General features: G+C 38.0%; 14 protein-coding genes. 10 read left to right on the top strand and 4 right to left on the bottom strand.

Features of this window, described 5'->3' with window-relative positions; translation table 11 throughout:
* Nucleotides 1-47 precede the first annotated feature (47 nt).
* A complete protein-coding gene (locus tag ACXACJ_RS19395) occupies nucleotides 48-3,104 on the top strand; it encodes a CHAT domain-containing protein (protein WP_475136079.1) in 3,057 nt (1,018 codons plus the stop codon).
* 28 nt (nucleotides 3,105-3,132) lie between these two features.
* Here the strand turns inward: ACXACJ_RS19395 and ACXACJ_RS19390 are convergent, their stop codons facing one another.
* Together ACXACJ_RS19390 and ACXACJ_RS19385 are read right to left on the bottom strand one after the other, a co-directional pair.
* Nucleotides 3,133-4,149, bottom strand: coding sequence for a tetratricopeptide repeat protein (locus ACXACJ_RS19390; protein WP_475136078.1), 1,017 nt, complete (start codon nucleotides 4,147-4,149; stop codon nucleotides 3,133-3,135).
* Nucleotides 4,150-4,155: 6 nt separating this feature from the next.
* Nucleotides 4,156-4,707, bottom strand: a complete 552-nt coding sequence (locus ACXACJ_RS19385; protein ID WP_475136077.1) for an RNA polymerase sigma factor — start codon at nucleotides 4,705-4,707, stop codon at nucleotides 4,156-4,158.
* 240 nt (nucleotides 4,708-4,947) lie between these two features.
* Between ACXACJ_RS19385 and ACXACJ_RS19380 the strand changes: the two genes are divergently transcribed.
* The 4 genes from ACXACJ_RS19380 to rpiB all read left to right on the top strand — a co-directional run bounded on the left by ACXACJ_RS19380 (nucleotide 4,948) and on the right by rpiB (nucleotide 8,056).
* On the top strand, nucleotides 4,948-5,436 hold the full coding sequence (locus ACXACJ_RS19380; RefSeq protein WP_475136076.1) for a response regulator: 489 nt from the start codon (nucleotides 4,948-4,950) through the stop codon (nucleotides 5,434-5,436).
* Nucleotides 5,437-5,517: 81 nt separating this feature from the next.
* Nucleotides 5,518-6,792: a serine hydroxymethyltransferase gene (locus tag ACXACJ_RS19375; RefSeq protein WP_475136075.1), complete on the top strand. Its 1,275-nt coding sequence runs from the start codon at nucleotides 5,518-5,520 to the stop codon at nucleotides 6,790-6,792.
* A gap of 3 nt (nucleotides 6,793-6,795) precedes the next feature.
* On the top strand, nucleotides 6,796-7,620 hold the full coding sequence (gene tatC / locus ACXACJ_RS19370) for a twin-arginine translocase subunit TatC (protein WP_475136074.1): 825 nt from the start codon (nucleotides 6,796-6,798) through the stop codon (nucleotides 7,618-7,620).
* A complete protein-coding gene (rpiB, locus tag ACXACJ_RS19365) occupies nucleotides 7,613-8,056 on the top strand; it encodes a ribose 5-phosphate isomerase B (protein WP_475136073.1) in 444 nt (147 codons plus the stop codon). Before tatC ends, rpiB begins: the two co-directional genes overlap by 8 nt.
* Nucleotides 8,057-8,066: 10 nt before the next feature.
* Here rpiB and ACXACJ_RS19360 read toward each other — a convergent pair whose 3' ends face one another.
* Complete coding sequence (locus ACXACJ_RS19360) at nucleotides 8,067-9,119, bottom strand: hypothetical protein (protein ID WP_475136072.1); 1,053 nt, start codon at nucleotides 9,117-9,119, stop codon at nucleotides 8,067-8,069.
* An 86-nt stretch (nucleotides 9,120-9,205) separates the two neighbouring features.
* Here ACXACJ_RS19360 and rbfA point away from each other — a divergent pair, with 86 nt between their 5' ends.
* The 4 genes from rbfA to radA all read left to right on the top strand — a co-directional run bounded on the left by rbfA (nucleotide 9,206) and on the right by radA (nucleotide 15,541).
* Nucleotides 9,206-9,592, top strand: coding sequence for a 30S ribosome-binding factor RbfA (gene rbfA, locus ACXACJ_RS19355; protein WP_475136071.1), 387 nt, complete (start codon nucleotides 9,206-9,208; stop codon nucleotides 9,590-9,592).
* 3 nt (nucleotides 9,593-9,595) lie between these two features.
* Nucleotides 9,596-10,822, top strand: a complete 1,227-nt coding sequence (locus ACXACJ_RS19350) for an ABC transporter permease (RefSeq protein ID WP_475136070.1) — start codon at nucleotides 9,596-9,598, stop codon at nucleotides 10,820-10,822.
* Nucleotides 10,823-10,944: 122 nt separating this feature from the next.
* Entirely contained in the window at nucleotides 10,945-13,884 is a 2,940-nt protein-coding gene (locus ACXACJ_RS19345) for a DEAD/DEAH box helicase (RefSeq protein WP_475136069.1), read from the top strand.
* Between the two features lie 283 nt (nucleotides 13,885-14,167).
* A complete protein-coding gene (gene radA / locus ACXACJ_RS19340; RefSeq protein WP_475136068.1) occupies nucleotides 14,168-15,541 on the top strand; it encodes a DNA repair protein RadA in 1,374 nt (457 codons plus the stop codon).
* On the opposite strand, the gene ACXACJ_RS19335 is transcribed toward radA, so the two are convergent.
* Nucleotides 15,538-16,425, bottom strand: a complete 888-nt coding sequence (locus ACXACJ_RS19335) for a 1-aminocyclopropane-1-carboxylate deaminase/D-cysteine desulfhydrase (RefSeq protein ID WP_475136067.1) — start codon at nucleotides 16,423-16,425, stop codon at nucleotides 15,538-15,540. The two genes, radA and ACXACJ_RS19335, sit on opposite strands and share 4 nt — an antisense overlap.
* A 330-nt stretch (nucleotides 16,426-16,755) precedes the next feature.
* Here ACXACJ_RS19335 and ACXACJ_RS19330 point away from each other — a divergent pair, with 330 nt between their 5' ends.
* Nucleotides 16,756-18,075 (top strand): NAD(P)/FAD-dependent oxidoreductase, encoded by a 1,320-nt coding sequence (locus ACXACJ_RS19330; RefSeq protein ID WP_475136066.1) that lies wholly within the window; start codon nucleotides 16,756-16,758, stop codon nucleotides 18,073-18,075.
* Nucleotides 18,076-18,093: the final 18 nt, after the last annotated feature.

Raw genomic sequence — 18,093 nt, 5'->3', positions numbered from 1 at the left:
TATGCATTCTTGTTATTTTTTCGGATAGTTCACTCCAACTAGCAGATATGAGCACTCTATATACTGAAACCAGGCCGTTTCAATACCACGGCTTCTTGATATTTCTCTTATTTACCAGCCTTTTTAGCTTTCATCTCAAAGCCCAAGATTCAGATTTTAAAAAGGTTAAAACTCCATATGAGTTTAAGTCAGAAAGTGCCGATACCTTTCAAAATCTTTGGAGTAAAGATAAAGATAAGGCAATGGACTTTCTGGAAAATGCAATAGAACAAGCTCGCAAAAATGAAGACTACGAAACCATGGTTTTCCTTTTAGAAAAACAATCCAATGCTTATAGAATTCAGAAGCAAGATTCCTTAGCTCTGATACAAATAGACAAAGCCATTGATATCGCAAAAAATCATTTGGGAGAAGATCATATGCTTTTGGCCAAATCTTATTTCAGAAAGGGAGTAATTTGGCACAGACAGAGAAGGGCTTATACTGCTGCGGTACTTTTCGATTCGGCTCAATTGATCTATGCATCTGCCAAGAGTTACGATTCTCTTCTTTACAAGGACATTGTTGATTATAAATATTATGCATATAGCTATGGCCAACTAAGTTTAGATACATTAACCAAATATTTAAGAGAAAGACTCTCTTTATCCAAAGCCACAGGTAAGGGGCACAAAGAAATGGCGGAGCTATTAAAGGATTCTCCTTATTTGTATATGCAAAAGGGTGACCTAAAACAAGCATTAGCATCAGCTGTGGAGGCAGCAAGTTACACAGAGCAATATAAAGAGTTCATTTCTACAGCATCATTTATAAAGGGTCATTTCAGCTTGATTCTCGTTCTTTATCAGATGGATGAATATGAAAAGGGGTTGAAAATATGCAATGATTTACTAGGAAAAGTCAATATGTCACAACTCTCTTCCGAGATTGAACTTCAAGCGATATATAACATTAAGGCAGCTTTGTTGATAGGGCTTGGGCGATATTCTGAAGCTATAGATATATATCGGAGGCTTTTGAATCAACAAACTATAAACTCTGTTGATGATATGCTAGCTGCGTTAAGCTTCAGAACTAATTTAGCCGTTTGCTATGCTAATATTGATGAGATGAAACTATCTCAGAGTAATTTAAAGACTGCATTAAATGAAACTAAGAACCTTCTCGGGTATCCAAATAAAGAATCTGAATTGATTTACAGGATGGCAGGCTCAATTTATGAGAGAAATGGTGATTATAAACTTTCCTTATCATACTATGATTCTGCTGTGAAGAACGGTATCCCATCTTATTCATCAGAGAATATTATGTCCTTTCCTCAGTTTGAAGAAGAAAAGTTACCTCTAGAAACTCTTCTTGCTCTTATGGACAAGACTGTAGCCTTGATTAATTATTATGAGAATGCTGATCAAGATAATCTAGATCTAAATATATCTGCTATAGAGTATGCTTTTTCAATTGATTCACTTTTGATTCAAAACAGAAAAGAATTAATACAGGCTGAGGGTAACCTATTCCTTTCTCGGGATTTTAGACCATTATACGAAGCTGGAATAAGAGCTTCTTATTACTTGTATAAGAACGGCAAAATTGAACTGGGCTTAGAAAGCGCAAGTAAGTTTTTTGCTTTGAGTAAGGCTGTTTTATTGCTTGAACAAGCAGGAGATTTTGAAAAAATTCAAAATCCAAGAGTACCACAAAACTTGAAATCTGAATATTATGCAAGAATGCAGGAAATTGAAAATTTAAGTTCAACATTCAATGGCGTGCTAGATCATTTTAATGTTAAAGTTGATACCCTAGAAAACCTGAGTCAAAGATTATCAGAGAGCTCAATTCAGTTGATGTCTTTGAAGGATAGTATATCAAATTTCTTAAAAGTAAATGAGTATGATGATGATTTTTTAATTAAGAGAGAGAATTGGGAAAAAGCAAAATTAAGACCGAACCAAGCACGGGTAGAATATTTTGTTGGAGAAGAACAGATTTTCATTCTAAGCTCATCTAAATCAAAAAGTGCTATCTATAAAATCGAATTGGATTCCAACTTGATAAAGAATTTTGAGACTGTTATTAACGAGATTAGTTCACCCCCACAGTATGAAAATTATGATATCCGTTTAAATCAGTTTACAATTAGCTCATATAATTTGTATAAAATACTTTTACAGCCGGTATTATCAGAAATGGGTGAAAATATTAATGAGTTAGTAGTTATTCCTGATGACTTTTTATCAAGATTACCCTTTGAGGTGCTAATTACCGATTCAGCAATAAATGAAAAATCCTTTAAAAATTTGAAATATCTAGCTAAGGATTATTCTGTCAATTATGCTTTTACTTCTCTGAAAAATATAGATTTGAAAATGAACAGGATTGCAGAGAAAAATCTTTTGGGCATGGGCTACAGTCAATCTTCTTCTAATATGTCTTCTCTTCCAGGAACCGAGAAGGAGATTAAGTTTCTACAATCTAAAGTTGAAGGCGATTATTACTTAGGATCAGAAAGTAGTAAGAATACATTCGTGAATTTTGCCAGAGATTATGATATTCTACATCTAGCCATTCACGGAATAGCGGACACATCAGGTCAGTATAATTCTAAGTTAATTTTTAACGGTTCAGAGAATAATACACTTAGGACTAACGATCTCTATTTAGCTGGCTTACAAGCTAGATTGGCTGTCTTAAGTGCGTGTGAAAGTGGTTTAGGCAAAATCAATAAGGGAGAAGGTGCCTTTAGTATTGCGCGGGGGTTTATTTTAGTTGGAGTACCTTCTGTTGTTATGAGTTTGTGGAGCGTTAATGATAGAATTACATCGGACTTAATGGTAAATTTTCATTCCAACCTCAATGAGAAAAACTTATCTGTTGATGAGGCACTAGCACAAACTAAGAAGGAATACTTACAAACCTCAGATAACTATACTAGCCATCCTTACTTCTGGGCTGCTTTTATAACATTAGGATCTCCAATTAAAATTAGAGAGGAGACTTCACAATTATCGACCACAGTGATGATTTCTCTATTTTTTGTATTCTTTATGCTTTTGTCGTTATTCCTAAGGTATAAAAAAAGGAAAGCTTCTAAACTTTCCTTTTAAGTGTGTGTGTATGTGTGTATATGGAATTTTATCCAAGTATAAAGGCAAAACCTTTATTGTTTTTTGAAGCTTTTCTTATTATCACGCATTCAACGATATCTCCTCGTTTAAGACCATCTATAGGTCTGTCATTAAAATATAGATAAACTAATCCACTATTTTCATCTAACAATTCACCCATTTGGTATTTCCTTTTTCCTATGAATGAGGCACCATCTGGATTATTAAGAGATTCGTCATCCTCGGGATCACAAGATTCTACTCTAACTTTAAGAACAACTCCACTATCTAAAGTAAAGTCGAAAACTTCTCTTAAAATTCTTAAACTTTCTTCTTTATAAGAATCTCCATTCACTGCCAAATCGACTAAATTAGAAATGGCTTCGTCATTTTTATTATCTTTCAATAAAGTAAGAGCTAAGAACCATTGAGCTTGCTCAGTGTATTCTCTAAAATTGTTAATAACCGTATTGAGATTCTTAACTGCAGACTTTAGGGTTCCTGTTTCGATGTTGGAAAGACCTAAATAGAAATAGTTATCTGCTGATTTTTCTACTTCAACAAGTTTTTCAAAACTTGATTCAGCTTGAGCAAAATTGCTCAAGTCGTAAGCATAATATGCTTGAGACTTTAGGTTGGTCAAATCTACTGCCGCACCCCTTTCAGCGCCTTGAGCGATGTTAGGGTAAGTGTGATAGTAGCTTTCAAATACTTTTTCACCATCTATTTGGCCTGACCCATTGAAGATGGTTAAATAAGTAATTGACACAACCAATAGCAGACCAGCTGCAATGGAAATGTACTTTTTCATAGTAGTGTGGGTTTTATTTACTTCTTTGTTTTGAATTGAGGCTTCTTTATCCTGAAGAAATTCTAGCATTTCGCTTCTGCTGTTGCGAACAACAACTTCGCGAATCAATTTAATTTCTTGGAAGTCTGATTGAAACTCTAGGTCTTCATTCAATCTTTTATCGAAATCTGCCTGTTCACTGGCACTTAGTTCGCCATTGAAATAAGAATCAATCAAGTTGAGGTTGTCTTTCATAAAAGCTTATTCAATAAGTTTCCTTATTCTTTGGATACACTTGTACTTTAAATTCTTAACCGTGTTTCCGTTACTATAGCCCATTATTTCAGAAATCTCATCGTTGGAGAGTTTATTGAAATAAAATAGCTCTAAAATTCTCTTACATGGGTTTCCGAGTTTTGAAATGATTTCCTTGACCTTCTCGAACTGTTCTGCTTTTTCAAGCTCAAATTCATTGTCCGATTCAATCAAGTCTTCTTCATTAAATGATTCTTGTAGAGAAATTTTGTTTCTCCTTCTTAGGTCGCCTAAAAACTTATTTTTACCTATTGAATAAAGGTATGTTTTGATCCCCGCAGAATTCATTTCCTCGAAACTCCCGTCTACGACATTTTCGTAGAATGATATGATGGCATACTGATAAACATCTATTGCTTCTTCTTGGCTGCAATTATGCGTGTTGGTGATAAAGGCTAAAAAACTGCTCCTGTATTGTGAATACACTTGCTCCAATGCTGTTTTATCACCTTGTCTCAATCTTTGAATGAGACCTTTCTCACTTATGCCTTCTTTCATTAATGATTTTAGTCTTTAAAAGTCACCCAACTCGTTGAGTTTTTTTTAATTTTTTTTCTAGCTACCTTAAATCAATGCATCAAAGTTAATTGAATAAACTTTAGGTTTAATTTATCAATCATGGCTGGTTATTAATATTTTTTGATGTAAAACCTTTTATTATTTGGACAACAACAAAAAAATGGTTTGCGAGGGTGACTTTTTGGATGTGAAATCATTAACTACTAAAAGGAGGAAATTTTGAAAGGGGCGGCTTACTATTTAATTGATGACAAAATTCACTTATTGGAAGACACTTTTCCAAGTGAAAACGCATTTAATGTTAATCATAAAGATCAAGAATTACTGAAGGGATACACTTTTTTGGTAGTAGACGACAACCCCATTAACCTTACGGTAGCCGACAAAACCTTAGCAAAATTTGGAGGTAAATCTTACAAATGCTTAAATGCCGATGATGCACTCAAAGTATTTGAAAGAGAAAAAATCGACTTGATTTTAATGGATCTCCATATGCCTAATATGAATGGTTTTCAGGCAACTCAGCTGATTCAGTCTTCTGAAACCTATCAAGAAAGAAATATTCCAATATTAGCCTACACAACATATTCTTATAATGATGTTCAAGCAGATATTGAAGCTGCTGGAATGAATGGATATATAGGAAAACCATTTACTCACACCCAAGTAATCAATACGATTACGGATGCTGTAGGTGTGCAGCGCTAAACTCTTTCACATAGTGTTCAAATCTGTGGTTGGTAATTCAATTAGGTTGAATTAATTTTGACCGAAATAAGACCCACCGGCATGCAAAGAGATACCGCAATATTTGAACTCATCAAAAAAGAACATCACAGACAAACAGAAGGCATAGAACTTATCGCTTCGGAAAACTACGTTTCTGATCAGGTAATGGAAGCTATGGGTTCTGTTTTAACCAATAAATATGCTGAAGGCCTTCCTGGCAAAAGGTATTATGGAGGTTGTGAAGTTGTAGATGAAGTTGAATCTTTAGCCATTTCTAGAATTAAGGAGCTTTTTGGTGCAGATTGGGCCAATGTTCAGCCTCATTCTGGTGCCCAAGCAAATGCAGCCGTTATGTTAGCTTGCTTAAATCCTGGTGACAAAATTCTTGGATTCGATCTTTCCCATGGTGGTCACTTAACTCATGGTTCTTCTGTTAATTTTTCCGGAAAGCTCTATCAGCCATTTTTCTACGGAGTAGAACAGGAGACTGGTTTAATTGACTGGGACAAGGTTGAAGCAACCGCTCTTCAGGAAAGACCTAAAATGATTATTTGCGGTGCTTCTGCTTACAGTAGAGATTGGGATTATGCTCGCCTGAGAGATATTGCAGATCAAGTTGGAGCGATTTTGCTAGCCGATATTTCTCACCCTTCAGGGCTTATTGCAAGAGGAATTTTGAACGATCCTTTGGAACACTGTCATATAGTGACTACCACAACTCATAAGACTTTAAGAGGCCCACGTGGAGGTCTTATCATGTTAAGAAAGGACTTTGAAAACCCTTGGGGCTTGAAAACTCCTAAAGGAGAACTTAGAATGATGAGCCAATTGCTTGATTCTGGAGTTTTCCCTGGTACGCAAGGAGGCCCGTTAGAACACGTGATTGCGGCAAAAGCGGTTGCTTTTGGCGAAGCTTTAACTGATGAATACATGAATTATATTCTTCAGGTTAAGAAAAATGCTGAGGTAATGGCCAAAGGTTTTACCGATTTGGGTTATAAAATTATTTCAGGAGGAACAGACAACCACTTAATGCTTATCGACCTTAGATCGAAAGGATTAACCGGTAAAATTGCTGAAGCTACTTTAGGTAAGGCTGATATTACTATCAATAAAAATATGGTGCCTTTTGACGATAAATCTCCATTCGTTACTTCTGGAATGCGTTTGGGTACCGCGGCAATTACAACTCGTGGCTTGATTGAGACAGATATGGAAAAAATTGTTGAGTTAATCGATTCATCACTTTCAAACCATGAAAATGATACCAAACTTTCGGCAATTCGTTCAGAGGTGAACAATTGGTTACGTGATTTTCCACTTTTTCAAGCCTAAACTTTGGCACTAGATCAATTAGAGGATAATAATGGCGAGATGGGCTTTTTGGACCATCTTGAGGAACTGAGATGGCATTTGGTGCGATCAGTAATTTCCATTTTGGTATTTTCAGTTCTTGCCTTTCTATTTAGAGGTTTCGTTTTCGATACGGTGATTTTCGGGCCTACACAACCCGATTTTTGGACGTACAAAATGTTATGTAAGCTTTCGGATAGTTTAGGTACCGCGTCCCTCTGCATTGACGAAATTCCTATCACCTTTCAGAACAGACAGCTAACAGGTCAGTTTACGGTTCACATCATGACTTCTCTGGTGATTGGTTTGGTTTTGGCCTTTCCATATACCTTTTGGGAAATATGGAGGTTTGTAAAACCAGGCTTAAGAGATCAAGAGAAGAAGGCGTCAAGAGGAGCGGTTATAGTAGTTTCTTTCCTATTTATTTCAGGAATTTTGTTCGGCTACTATGTTGTTACCCCATTGTCTATCAATTTCTTAGCAAATTATAGAGTAAGTGATTTTGTGCCGAATATTATCGATATCAGCTCTTTAATGAGTACTGAAGTTACACTTGTTCTGGCTTGTGGATTTATGTTTCAACTTCCGGTGGTTTCATATTTTCTAGCAAAAGCTGGTTTAGTGTCTTCAGCTTTAATGAAGAGTTATCGAAGACATGCTTTCGTGGCTATCCTGATTATTTCGGCAGTAATTACACCGCCAGATGTTATGAGCCAAATTCTAGTTTCAATCCCGATTGTGGCACTTTATGAAGCTAGTATTGTTATTACCAAGAGAATTGAAAGACAACAAAAACAAGCAAATGAGTAATCCAATCAAAAAAATAGGAGTAGGCGGAGATCACGCTGGATTTGAATACAAAGCTCGAATCATTCCTTTTCTTGAAGGTTTGGGTTACGAAGTGAAGGATTTTGGCCCAAATTCTAGCGATTCTGTTGATTATCCAGATTACATTCATCCTATGGCTTTGGCCATCGAAGCTGGTGAGGTTGATTTGGGAGTAGCCATTTGCGGTAGTGGAAATGGTGTTTGCATGACGGCCAATAAGCACCAACATATTAGAGCTGCTTTGACCTGGAATGTTGAGCTTGCAGAACTGGCAAGGCAACACAATAATGCCAACGTAATCTGTTTGCCTGCTCGATTTGTAGATTACTCTTTAGCCGAAGAAATGACTAAGGCCTTTATTGAAACTGAATTCGAAGGAGGTCGCCACCAAAGAAGAGTCGACAAAATTAGCTGCTAAAACTTCCTTATTAGGCTATATACATAATAGCTAAACTGCTGATAAAAAGTAGAGTAAAAGTCAATTCTGCTACCCAGTTTTTATTTCTGGTAAGGAAAAACTGGGTACAAAAGTAAGTCACGGGGATCACCAAATTGGTAGTGCCACTAATCGAACTTCCTTTATTTAACCAAACAACACCGATAGAAAATAGCAGAAACGAAAGCATGGTTCTGTTCATCAGTATTTGGTGATTGGTATATCCAGTCCCTTGTCTGCCTTGAACCACCGACATAAGTGTTAGCAGCAGTGGAAATGCAAAACAGGTTAATAGAGAAATGAATGCTTCTTCTCCCAAATTCTGAATGGAGAAGAGTTCTGAAAAGTAGCTCGAAAAGAAAATTAATCCATTACGGTTGGCCAAATAGTAAATCCAGAAAATTAGGAAACTGAAAATAAAGCCAAAGCTCATCAGAAAGTATCTTCTTACCAGCGTTCCTGAATAAACTGCATAAATAAGAATGGTTAAAACCAGAAACACAAAATTGGGAATATAACATAGTGCAGCGAGCCCCAATAGAAAACCAGTAGTAAGAATATTTTCTTCTGTACCCCTGAATTTTAAATGGTTAAATACTTTTTCCACTGCCAATAGAAGAAATGTATTTCCTATTAAAGCAGGGTTTAGCGTGATAAATTCTTTATTACAGCTTAATAGAAGCACATACAGTATGGCGGGCACAAAGTTGTTTTCTTCAAAAGCCGAATGTTTCTGAAAAGTGGAATTGATGATAAGGGCCTGGAGAAAAACAAGTAGGCTTGCAATGATGGAAGACACCCAAATTGTGTCGTTAAAAATCAAGGTTAGTAACCCATAGAAAAACGTAAAAAGAGGGCCAGCCGAAAGTTCATTCGGAATAAAATCGCCAGGAGTTAAATTAAACTGTTGGCCTAAATCAATGGCCTGTTGATAGCTTGTTGATGGTTCAAAACCAGTAACCATAAGTACAATTCGGCTTATAATGAGCACTAGTGCTACAATCAAAAGCAGAAATGGATCGTTTTTTCGGAAGAATCTTAACAATTTGAAAAGGCTGTTAATTCAAGTGGCAAAATAAGCCAAAAAAAGAGCAGGAAGGAAAATAGATAAATTAATAAGATATTTGCACCATGACCCAGAGCAAAAGGCAACTCAAGTTTTCAAAACTTATTCAAAAAGAGATGAGCGAAATTTTTCAGAAAGAGTTTTCTGGAAAGTTCTCGGGATCTTTGGTAACCATAGCAGAGGTAAATATGAGCCCAGATTTGGGTCTTTCTAGAATTTACCTGAGCATTTTTCCTGTTTCTGCAACAGACAAAATCATGGAGATTTTGGATACCGAAAAAAGCAAAATCAGAGGTAGCCTTGGTAGAAGAATCGGAAAAGAAGTGCGTATCGTTCCTGAAATCGCCTTTTTTGTGGATAGCACTGCGGAAGAAGCTGAAAAAATGGATCGACTTATCGACTCATTAAATATTCCTCCCGCCTCAGAAGAAGATGACGATTCTGAAGACTAAGCCTTGAATTTATCCACTTTCATAGCCAAGCGTTATTTCACCTCGAAGAAAAAGCGAAATTTTATTCAGGTGCTTTCATGGATTTCCATGATTGGCGTGGCCATTGGCACTGCCGCATTGGTTGTGGTTCTATCGGTTTTTAACGGCTTACAAGATCTTATCCGATCGGTTTACGATTCTTTCGATCCTCAACTCAAAATTGAGGCTTCTGTAGGTAAATCTTTTGAAATGACTACGGATTTAAGGGCGAAAATTGAATCGGTTGATGGTGTAAAAACCGTAACCGAAATTATTGAAGATAACGCCCTTATTCTTTATCGCGATCAACAGGTTGTAGCGCGAATTAAAGGTGTTCAGGAAAACTACAGCGAGGTCAATCGCTTGGATACTTTTCTGGTTCGCGGTACCATGCGACTAAAGGAAGACAACATAAGTTATGCTATTTTGGGAACAGGCGTTGCCTATGAGCTTGGCTTGTTGTTGGACAGCGATGCTTATGGTATGCAAATCGTATATCCCAAAAAATTGCGTCCTGGAGCTCTTCTCGGGAGAAATTCCGTTTCCCGAAAAAGCATTGTTCCTACAGGCATTTTCAGCATTGAGCAAGTGTATAACGAAAGTTACGTATTTGTGCCTTTAAGTTTTGCCCAAGATTTAATGGATTATGGTGACAAAAGAACGGGAGTGGAAATTTACTTAGAAGATGGAGAAAGTGTAAACAAGGTTAAAAAGGCCATGGCCTCTGCTTTGGGTTCTGAATATAAGGTTTTGGACAGCGATGAACTTCATTCAAGCCTTTTAAACGCCCTTAAAATCGAAAAGCTGTTTGTGTTTATCACGCTTTCATTCATCACGGCCATCGCATCTTTCAACATATTTTTTACGCTTTCAATGTTGGCTATTGAAAAGAAAAAGGACATTTCTGTGCTTTATTCTTTTGGCGCCACTCCGCGTTTTATCAGGCAGATTTTTCTGAAACAAGGCAGCTTAATTTCCATTATTGGAGCCGTTACGGGTTTGCTTTTGGGTTTGGGCATCTGCTTGCTTCAACAAAAATTTGGCTTAGTGGGAATGGGCATGCAAACTTCAACGGTTAGTGCTTATCCCGTAAAACTCGAAGCCACAGATTTTATATTGGTAGGCATTAGTATTTCACTAATCACCATAATAACTTCTTATAGGCCTGCTATTATTGCTTCGCGAATAGAAATGACAAAGAACCTTAACTAGACTTTCTCCGTTCTCATTTGTTTAATGAGCTAACCGCTCTTCAAAAATCAAGTTCAAATTTGTTCGTTTTCGACCATCCGATCCCAAAGAAATAATTAATTTGCGAATCGGATTTTTTTGAAATGAAGGTATCAACAGCAAAACCGTTCCAACTTATTTACTCTCTTTTTCAGCACGAGTACCTCGGGTATCTCTTCGAATCCTTTGTGGTTCAGCTCGATGAAAGAGGTAGGCTCACGCTGCAGCACCAAAATATATCTCATAAAAATGCCAAAGAATTCGAGTTTGGTTTAGATGATCGCGACTATGAGCTGATAAAGCTTATGGATCAAATGCAACAAGAAGCCATTGCTCTAAAATTCTATAAGAAGAAAATAAAGCCAGCTGATTTCTTTCTGAAATTCTACGATAAAGAAAAAGGCGATACAGCATTACAAGCCACTATTGAACATTATTTGGAAGCCAGAAGAGCTCGAATTTTAGAGCTTATGGAAGATAAAATGATCTTTGAAATGGGGCGCGATGGGGAACCTGCTTGGCGTCAAATTCACTGGATGAAAGAGAAGGCAACGGTGCTTTTTCATTTTAGAAGAAATGACGACAACACACACTACTTTCCTACAATAAAGCATGGTGGCGAAAAGCTAGAGTGGCAGTACAATGGCTCTTTTCTGATATGTAATCAGCCGGCTTGGCTTGTGGTGAACGACAAACTATATAGTTTCGAAAAAGGAGTGGATGGCAACAAGCTGAAGCCATTTCTTAATAAGAAGTTTGTGGTGGTGCCACGCAAAGTAGAGCCCACTTATTTTGAAAAGTTTGTGAGCCCATTGGTGGCCTCTTTCGATGTTTACGCCAAGGGCTTCGAAATCAATACCGAGCGCTACAATCTCATTCCTGAAATTACTTTTTCGGAATTACCAACTGCTCAAAACGGAACACCTGACTTATTTAATAGCGCGCCTCAAAATGGGGCCGAAAATGGAGAAGCGTCAAAACTGCTTTTCAAAATAGGCTTCAATTATGGACCATACAGTTTTCCATATGATATGAACGCCAGTTCTAGCGTAAAGCTGGAAAGAAATGGTGAAGACTATATTTTCCATAAAGTGAAAAGAGATGTTTCCCAAGAATTGGAAATCATCAAGCTCCTTTCAGAAAATGGTTTATCGCTGAAAAACGGAAGGCAAACCGTAAGCCGTGGCCGTGGTCTTTCTTGGCTTTCAGAAATGACCGATTTCTTTGAAGAAAAAGGGATTTCTATAAAGCAGAGTCAGAAGGACGGCAAAAAATATTTTGTGGGCGAAGCTAGAATCGATATCAAAGTCAATGAAAATATTGACTGGTTCGATATTAACGCTATCATCAAATTTGGTGAGTACGAGATTAGCTTCGATCAGCTCAGAAAATTGATCAATGGCAAGAAGCGAGAGGTTAAACTTCCAAATGGCGAAATTGCGGTGATTCCCGATGCTTGGTTTGCAAATTATTCCGAACTGTTTGCTTTTATGGATCCAGCGAATGGGTCAAACCAACACAGAATTAAAAAGTACCATTTAGCGCTTATCCAAGATTTGCAAAATGGTCAATTAGCTCAGGTTACCATGGATCGCAAGCTTAAACAGCTTGAGCATTTCGAAGAAATTGAAGACTATCCTATTCCTCCATCTTTTAAAGGTGAATTGCGCCCTTATCAAAAGGCGGGCTATAACTGGATGCGTTTTCTTACCAAATATAACTTTGGTGGTTGTTTGGCCGATGACATGGGTTTGGGTAAAACCGTTCAGACTTTGGCGATGCTCCAATCTCAGCTGGACGATGGCGCTAAATCGGCTTCTTTGCTGATTATGCCGACTTCGCTGATTTACAATTGGGAAATTGAGGCCAAAAAGTTTACTCCAGAACTTAAGGTTTTGGTTTATACAGGTTCGGGCCGTAATAAGGATGTTTCTAGCTTCGATAATTATGATTTGGTGCTCACTTCCTATGGCATCACTAGGCTCGATATTGATTTGTTGAAACAGTATTACTTCAATTATGTAATTCTGGATGAATCTCAGGCCATTAAAAACCCGGGTTCGAACATTGCCAAGGCTGTTAAAAAGCTGAAATCACGTTATCGCTTGATTTTAACCGGTACACCTCTGGAAAACAGCACGCTAGACTTGTGGTCTCAAATGAGTTTTGCGAATCCAGGATTGTTAGGAACCGAAGGCTATTTCAAAAATGAATTTCAGCTTCCGATAGAAAAGAAGCAGGATATTGAGAAAACCAGAAAGCTCAACGTGATCATCAAACCTTTCATTCTTAGAAGGCAAAAATCACAAGTAGCTAAGGATTTGCCAGAAAAGGTGGAGAATGTAAAATACAGCACCATGTCTACTCTTCAGGAAGAAAAGTATGAAGAGGTGAAGTCGTATTACAGAAACAAAATTCTCGATAATATTGAAAAGAGCGGGGTTAAAAAATCTCAACTTTTATTGCTCCAAGGTTTGACCCAGTTGCGCCAAATTGCCAATCACCCACGCATGGTAGATCAGGAATATGCTGGCGATTCAGGTAAGCTTGAGGATGTTACTTATATGATTGAAACCGCTTTGAGCAAAGGGCATAAAATTCTAATATTCAGTCAGTTTGTAAAGCATTTGGCTATTGTTAGAGAATATTTCGATAAGCAAAAATTGAAATATGCATACTTGGATGGTACTACAAAAGACAGGCAGGAGCAAGTAGAGCGCTTTCAGAATAATGAGGACATTCGCCTGTTCTTAATCTCATTGAAAGCTGGCGGTTTGGGTCTTAACTTAACTCAGGCGGATTACGTTTTCTTGCTCGATCCTTGGTGGAACCCTGCCATTGAAGCGCAGGCGGTAGACCGAGCGCACCGTATTGGCCAAAAAAGTAAAGTATTTACCTATAAGTTTATCACCAGAAATACGGTTGAAGAGAAAATCTTAGCCCTTCAACAGAACAAACTTAAATTGGCTTCGGACCTTATTACTACGGAAGAAAGTTTTATCAAAAAGCTTGATGCCGAAGATATTGCAAGCCTCTTGAGCTAATCAGGTTTTTCAGAAAAAAACTAAAAGAATTTTGAAGAGAAACGTTTTCAAAATTGTGTTTATCTATATTTTTTTGTTTTTAAATAAGTTTTTAACACAAATTAACTAAATAGTTAATTATATACGCATCCTTTTTCCGCGCAACTGGTTAACTATGCTTATTGATATCTTTCTAATACTCTCTTCATAGTAATATAGAAAGGATGTTGATAATTCGGTTGTAGCGGGTGCAGAAGGTACCCGCTCTTTTTTTATGCACGCTTTCCAACTAAATTGCCAGCCTATGGCCAAAATCAAATCAGTTTACGTTTGCCAGAGTTGTGGAGCTACTTCAGCCAAATGGATTGGTAAATGCCCTTCTTGTGGAGAATGGAACACCTATGTTGAAGAGCAAGTAACCAAGCCCGATAGTCAAACGGCAAATTGGAGAGAATCTGGAACAACAAACACTTTGGCTAAGCCAGTTCGCCTAAACGAAATTCAAGCCCAAACAGAAAAGAGAATTACTACTTACGATTCAGAGTTAAATCGAGTGCTTGGCGGGGGTATTGTTTTGGGCTCTTTGGTTCTAATCGGAGGCGAACCTGGTATTGGTAAGTCCACTTTGATGTTGCAGTTGGCACTTTCCTCAAAAAGGTTGAAGGTTCTCTACGTATCGGGTGAAGAAAGTCAGCAGCAGATAAAAATGCGCGCTCAGCGGATTGGCCAAACTTCAGAAAACTGCTTTATTCTGGCTGAAACTTCTACTCAAAATATCTTCAACCAAATACGGGAAATTCAGCCTCATATTTTAGTAATTGACTCTATACAAACTCTTCAAACTTCTAGAATTGAATCTGCCGCAGGTAGCGTTTCTCAGGTGAGAGAATGTACTGCCGAGCTTTTAAAATTTGCGAAGGAAAGTAATACACCCGTTTTTTTGGTGGGTCATATTACCAAGGAAGGAAGTTTAGCTGGGCCAAAAGTTTTGGAACATATGGTGGACACTGTGCTTCAATTTGAAGGCGATAGGCATTTGGCATATCGAATTTTGAGGACAGTGAAAAACCGTTTTGGCTCCACTTCCGAGCTGGGCATTTATGAAATGCAAGCAACAGGTTTAAGGGAAGTTTCTAATCCCTCCGAAATATTGATTTCCCAGCGAGAAGAAGATTCTCCAGGTGTGGCCATTGGCGCATCCATTGAAGGAAATAGGCCCTTGCTCATAGAAATTCAATCTTTGGTGAGTACAGCTTCTTATGGTACACCTCAGAGAAGTTCGACAGGTTTTGATTCAAAACGCTTGAACATGCTTTTGGCAGTATTAGAAAAGCGAGGTGGCTTTAGACTGAGCGCTCAAGATGTATTTTTGAATGTAGCCGGTGGAATTAAAATAGAAGAACCAGCATTAGATTTGGCTGTTTGTGCTTCTCTAGTAAGTGGACTTCACGATGCGCCAATTTCCGATAAAACGGCTTTTGCTGCCGAAGTTGGTTTGGGTGGTGAAATTAGAGCCGTCAATAGGATTGAGAACCGCATTGCTGAAGCTGAAAAACTAGGTTTTCAAGAAATATTTATTTCGAAATACAATATAAAGGGTCTTGAAACTGATAAATACAAAATAAAAATTAGGGCCTTTTCTAGGCTTACGGATGTTTTTGGGGAATTGCTGAGCTAGCGGTTAAAACCTAAATTTCCTTGTAATCCTCCGGTATGGATGGCCATTAAAGTTGTGCCCTTCTGGAAATATCCTTTTTCAATCAAATCGAACAACCCGAACATCATTTTACCAGTGTAAATGGGCTCTAAAGGAATGGCGTGTTGCTGTTCAAATTGACCGATGAAATTTAAAAGTTCGGGTTTTGTTTTCGCGTATCCTCCGAAGTGATAATCAGTATTTATGCTCCAATTCTGATAATCTCCCAATTTGAAATCATGAAGAAAGTCAGCCACTTCTTCTTTTAAAAACTCACCTTTTAGGCTTGAAAATCCAAGAACTCGATTTTTCCCTTCTAGCCCAGAAATCAAACCTGTGATGGTTCCGCCTGTGCCTACTGGGCAGCAAATGATATCGAAATCAGAGTCTATTTCGGAAATGATTTCAGCACAACCTTTAATGGCCAAGGCATTGGTTCCGCCTTCTGGCACTAAATAAAAATCTCCGAATCGTTCACGAAGTGTTTCGGTTACCTCTTCACTATTCTTACTTCTATAAGTAGAACGATCCATATAATGGATTTCCATCCCCTGCTCTTTTGCAAAACTCAGTGTAGGATTTAACGGCAAATGCTCTTCTCCTCGAATAATGCCAATGGTTTTAAAACCATAGATTTTGCCTGCACCAGCTACGGCATAAATGTGATTGCTGAATGCTCCCCCAAACGTGAGTATGGTTTCTTTTTCTTGCAGTTTGGCCTCTTCTAAATTGTATTTAAGCTTTCTGAGTTTATTACCACTTACAATGGAGTGATTCAAATCTTCGCGTTTAATCAACAGGCCAACACCAGTCTTTTCTATTCTAGCATCTGTAATTTCTTGAATGGGGGTTGGACGCGCTTCCACAGCGCAAAGATAAGCGTAATCTCATAGGCTTTTAAAAGAAAAGGTGCTGCTGCTTACGCAACAACACCATCTTCAACCAAAACATTAAAATCTAAATCAACTATCAATCTTCACTTTTAACTATTGAGTTACCTAACACTAACAATAGCTACCAACATGATTTTAACATTATATCTTTCTTGCCTTTAGCCTTAAATTTCTTTGCTTGCATTTATTCAACGAACGCGCCTGATTTTGTATTTCCCTTAGGCAATCTTTTTTCTAAAAACCAGACATATTCAGAACTCAGGGCTGGTGCAAATCGTTCATCCATTAACCATTCTTAACATAATGAGTCCATTCGAAAATCTTCACCTAGACATTCCCGAAACAGATAAAAAGAGAGTAATTATTATTGGAGGAGGCTTTGCCGGAATTCACGTAGCCAAGGGAATAAAGGGGCGCGGCTTTCAGGTTGTAATGCTCGATAGGCACAATTACCACACCTTTCAGCCATTGCTTTATCAAGTAGCTACAGCAGGATTAGAGCCCGATTCCATTGCAGGTGCACTAAGGCAGCTTTTTAATGATTACCCTGATTTTTATTTTAGAATGGCGAAAGTAACGGCCATTCATCCACAAGATCAAAAAATAAGCACCCTCATTGGAGATTTGCACTACGATACCTTGATTATAGCGAATGGTTCAAAAACGAATTACTTCGGAAATCAAGATATGTACAACCGTACTTTTCCGCTCAAACAAATTCCTCAGGCGCTCAATTTGAGAAGCCACATGCTACAAAATTTTGAGCAAACGGTTTTGACCCGAGAGGAAAAGGACAAAGACAAGCTTACCAACTTTGTAGTGGTTGGTGGTGGACCAACAGGAGTAGAGGTTTCGGGTGCTCTGGGCGAACTGAAGCAACACGTTTTGCCGAAGGATTATCCTGATATCGACTTCAGCATTATGAACCTTCATTTGATTGATGCTGGGCCAAGATTGCTCGCAGGCATGTCGGAAAAATCCAGCGCCAAAGCACATGAATATTTGAAAGGCTTTGATGTGAATGTGAAGCTCAATACGCAAGTGAAAGATTACGATGGTGAAACCGTAACGCTTTCTGATGGAACGGAAATTCGTTCTAAAACCGTGATTTGGGCGGCTGGCGTTAAAGGCAATATCATTGATGGTTTGCCTGAAACTTCGTTGGAAAGAGGAAGAGTTCTTGTGGACAATTTCATGCAAGTAAAGGGAATCAAAAATGTATACGCCATTGGCGATATCGCCTTTATGAAAACCGAAGAAAATCCTCATGGCCATCCAATGTTGGCGCCAGTGGCCATTCAACAGGGAGATTTACTCGCCAAGAATTTAACCCGATTAGAAAAAAATGAAGAACCTAAGCCTTTCAAATATGTAGATAAGGGTTCTATGGCAACTGTGGGTAGAAATAGAGCGGTTGTGGATATGCCAAAATTCACCTTTGGCGGTTTCTTCGCTTGGCTGGTTTGGATGTTCGTCCACTTGCTTTCCATAATTGGTTTCAGAAATAAGTTGGTAGTGCTCAGCAACTGGATTTGGAACTACTTTACCTACGATAGAGGCACGAGGTTGATCATCAGAACTTTTGTTCGAAACGATAAGTATAAACCCGGAGAAACCTTATAAATATCCAGGCTTTCTGCC

This window comes from Roseivirga sp. AWQ4_251, assembly GCF_056158225.1.
This window is presented reverse-complemented; position numbering and strand designations above follow the sequence as displayed.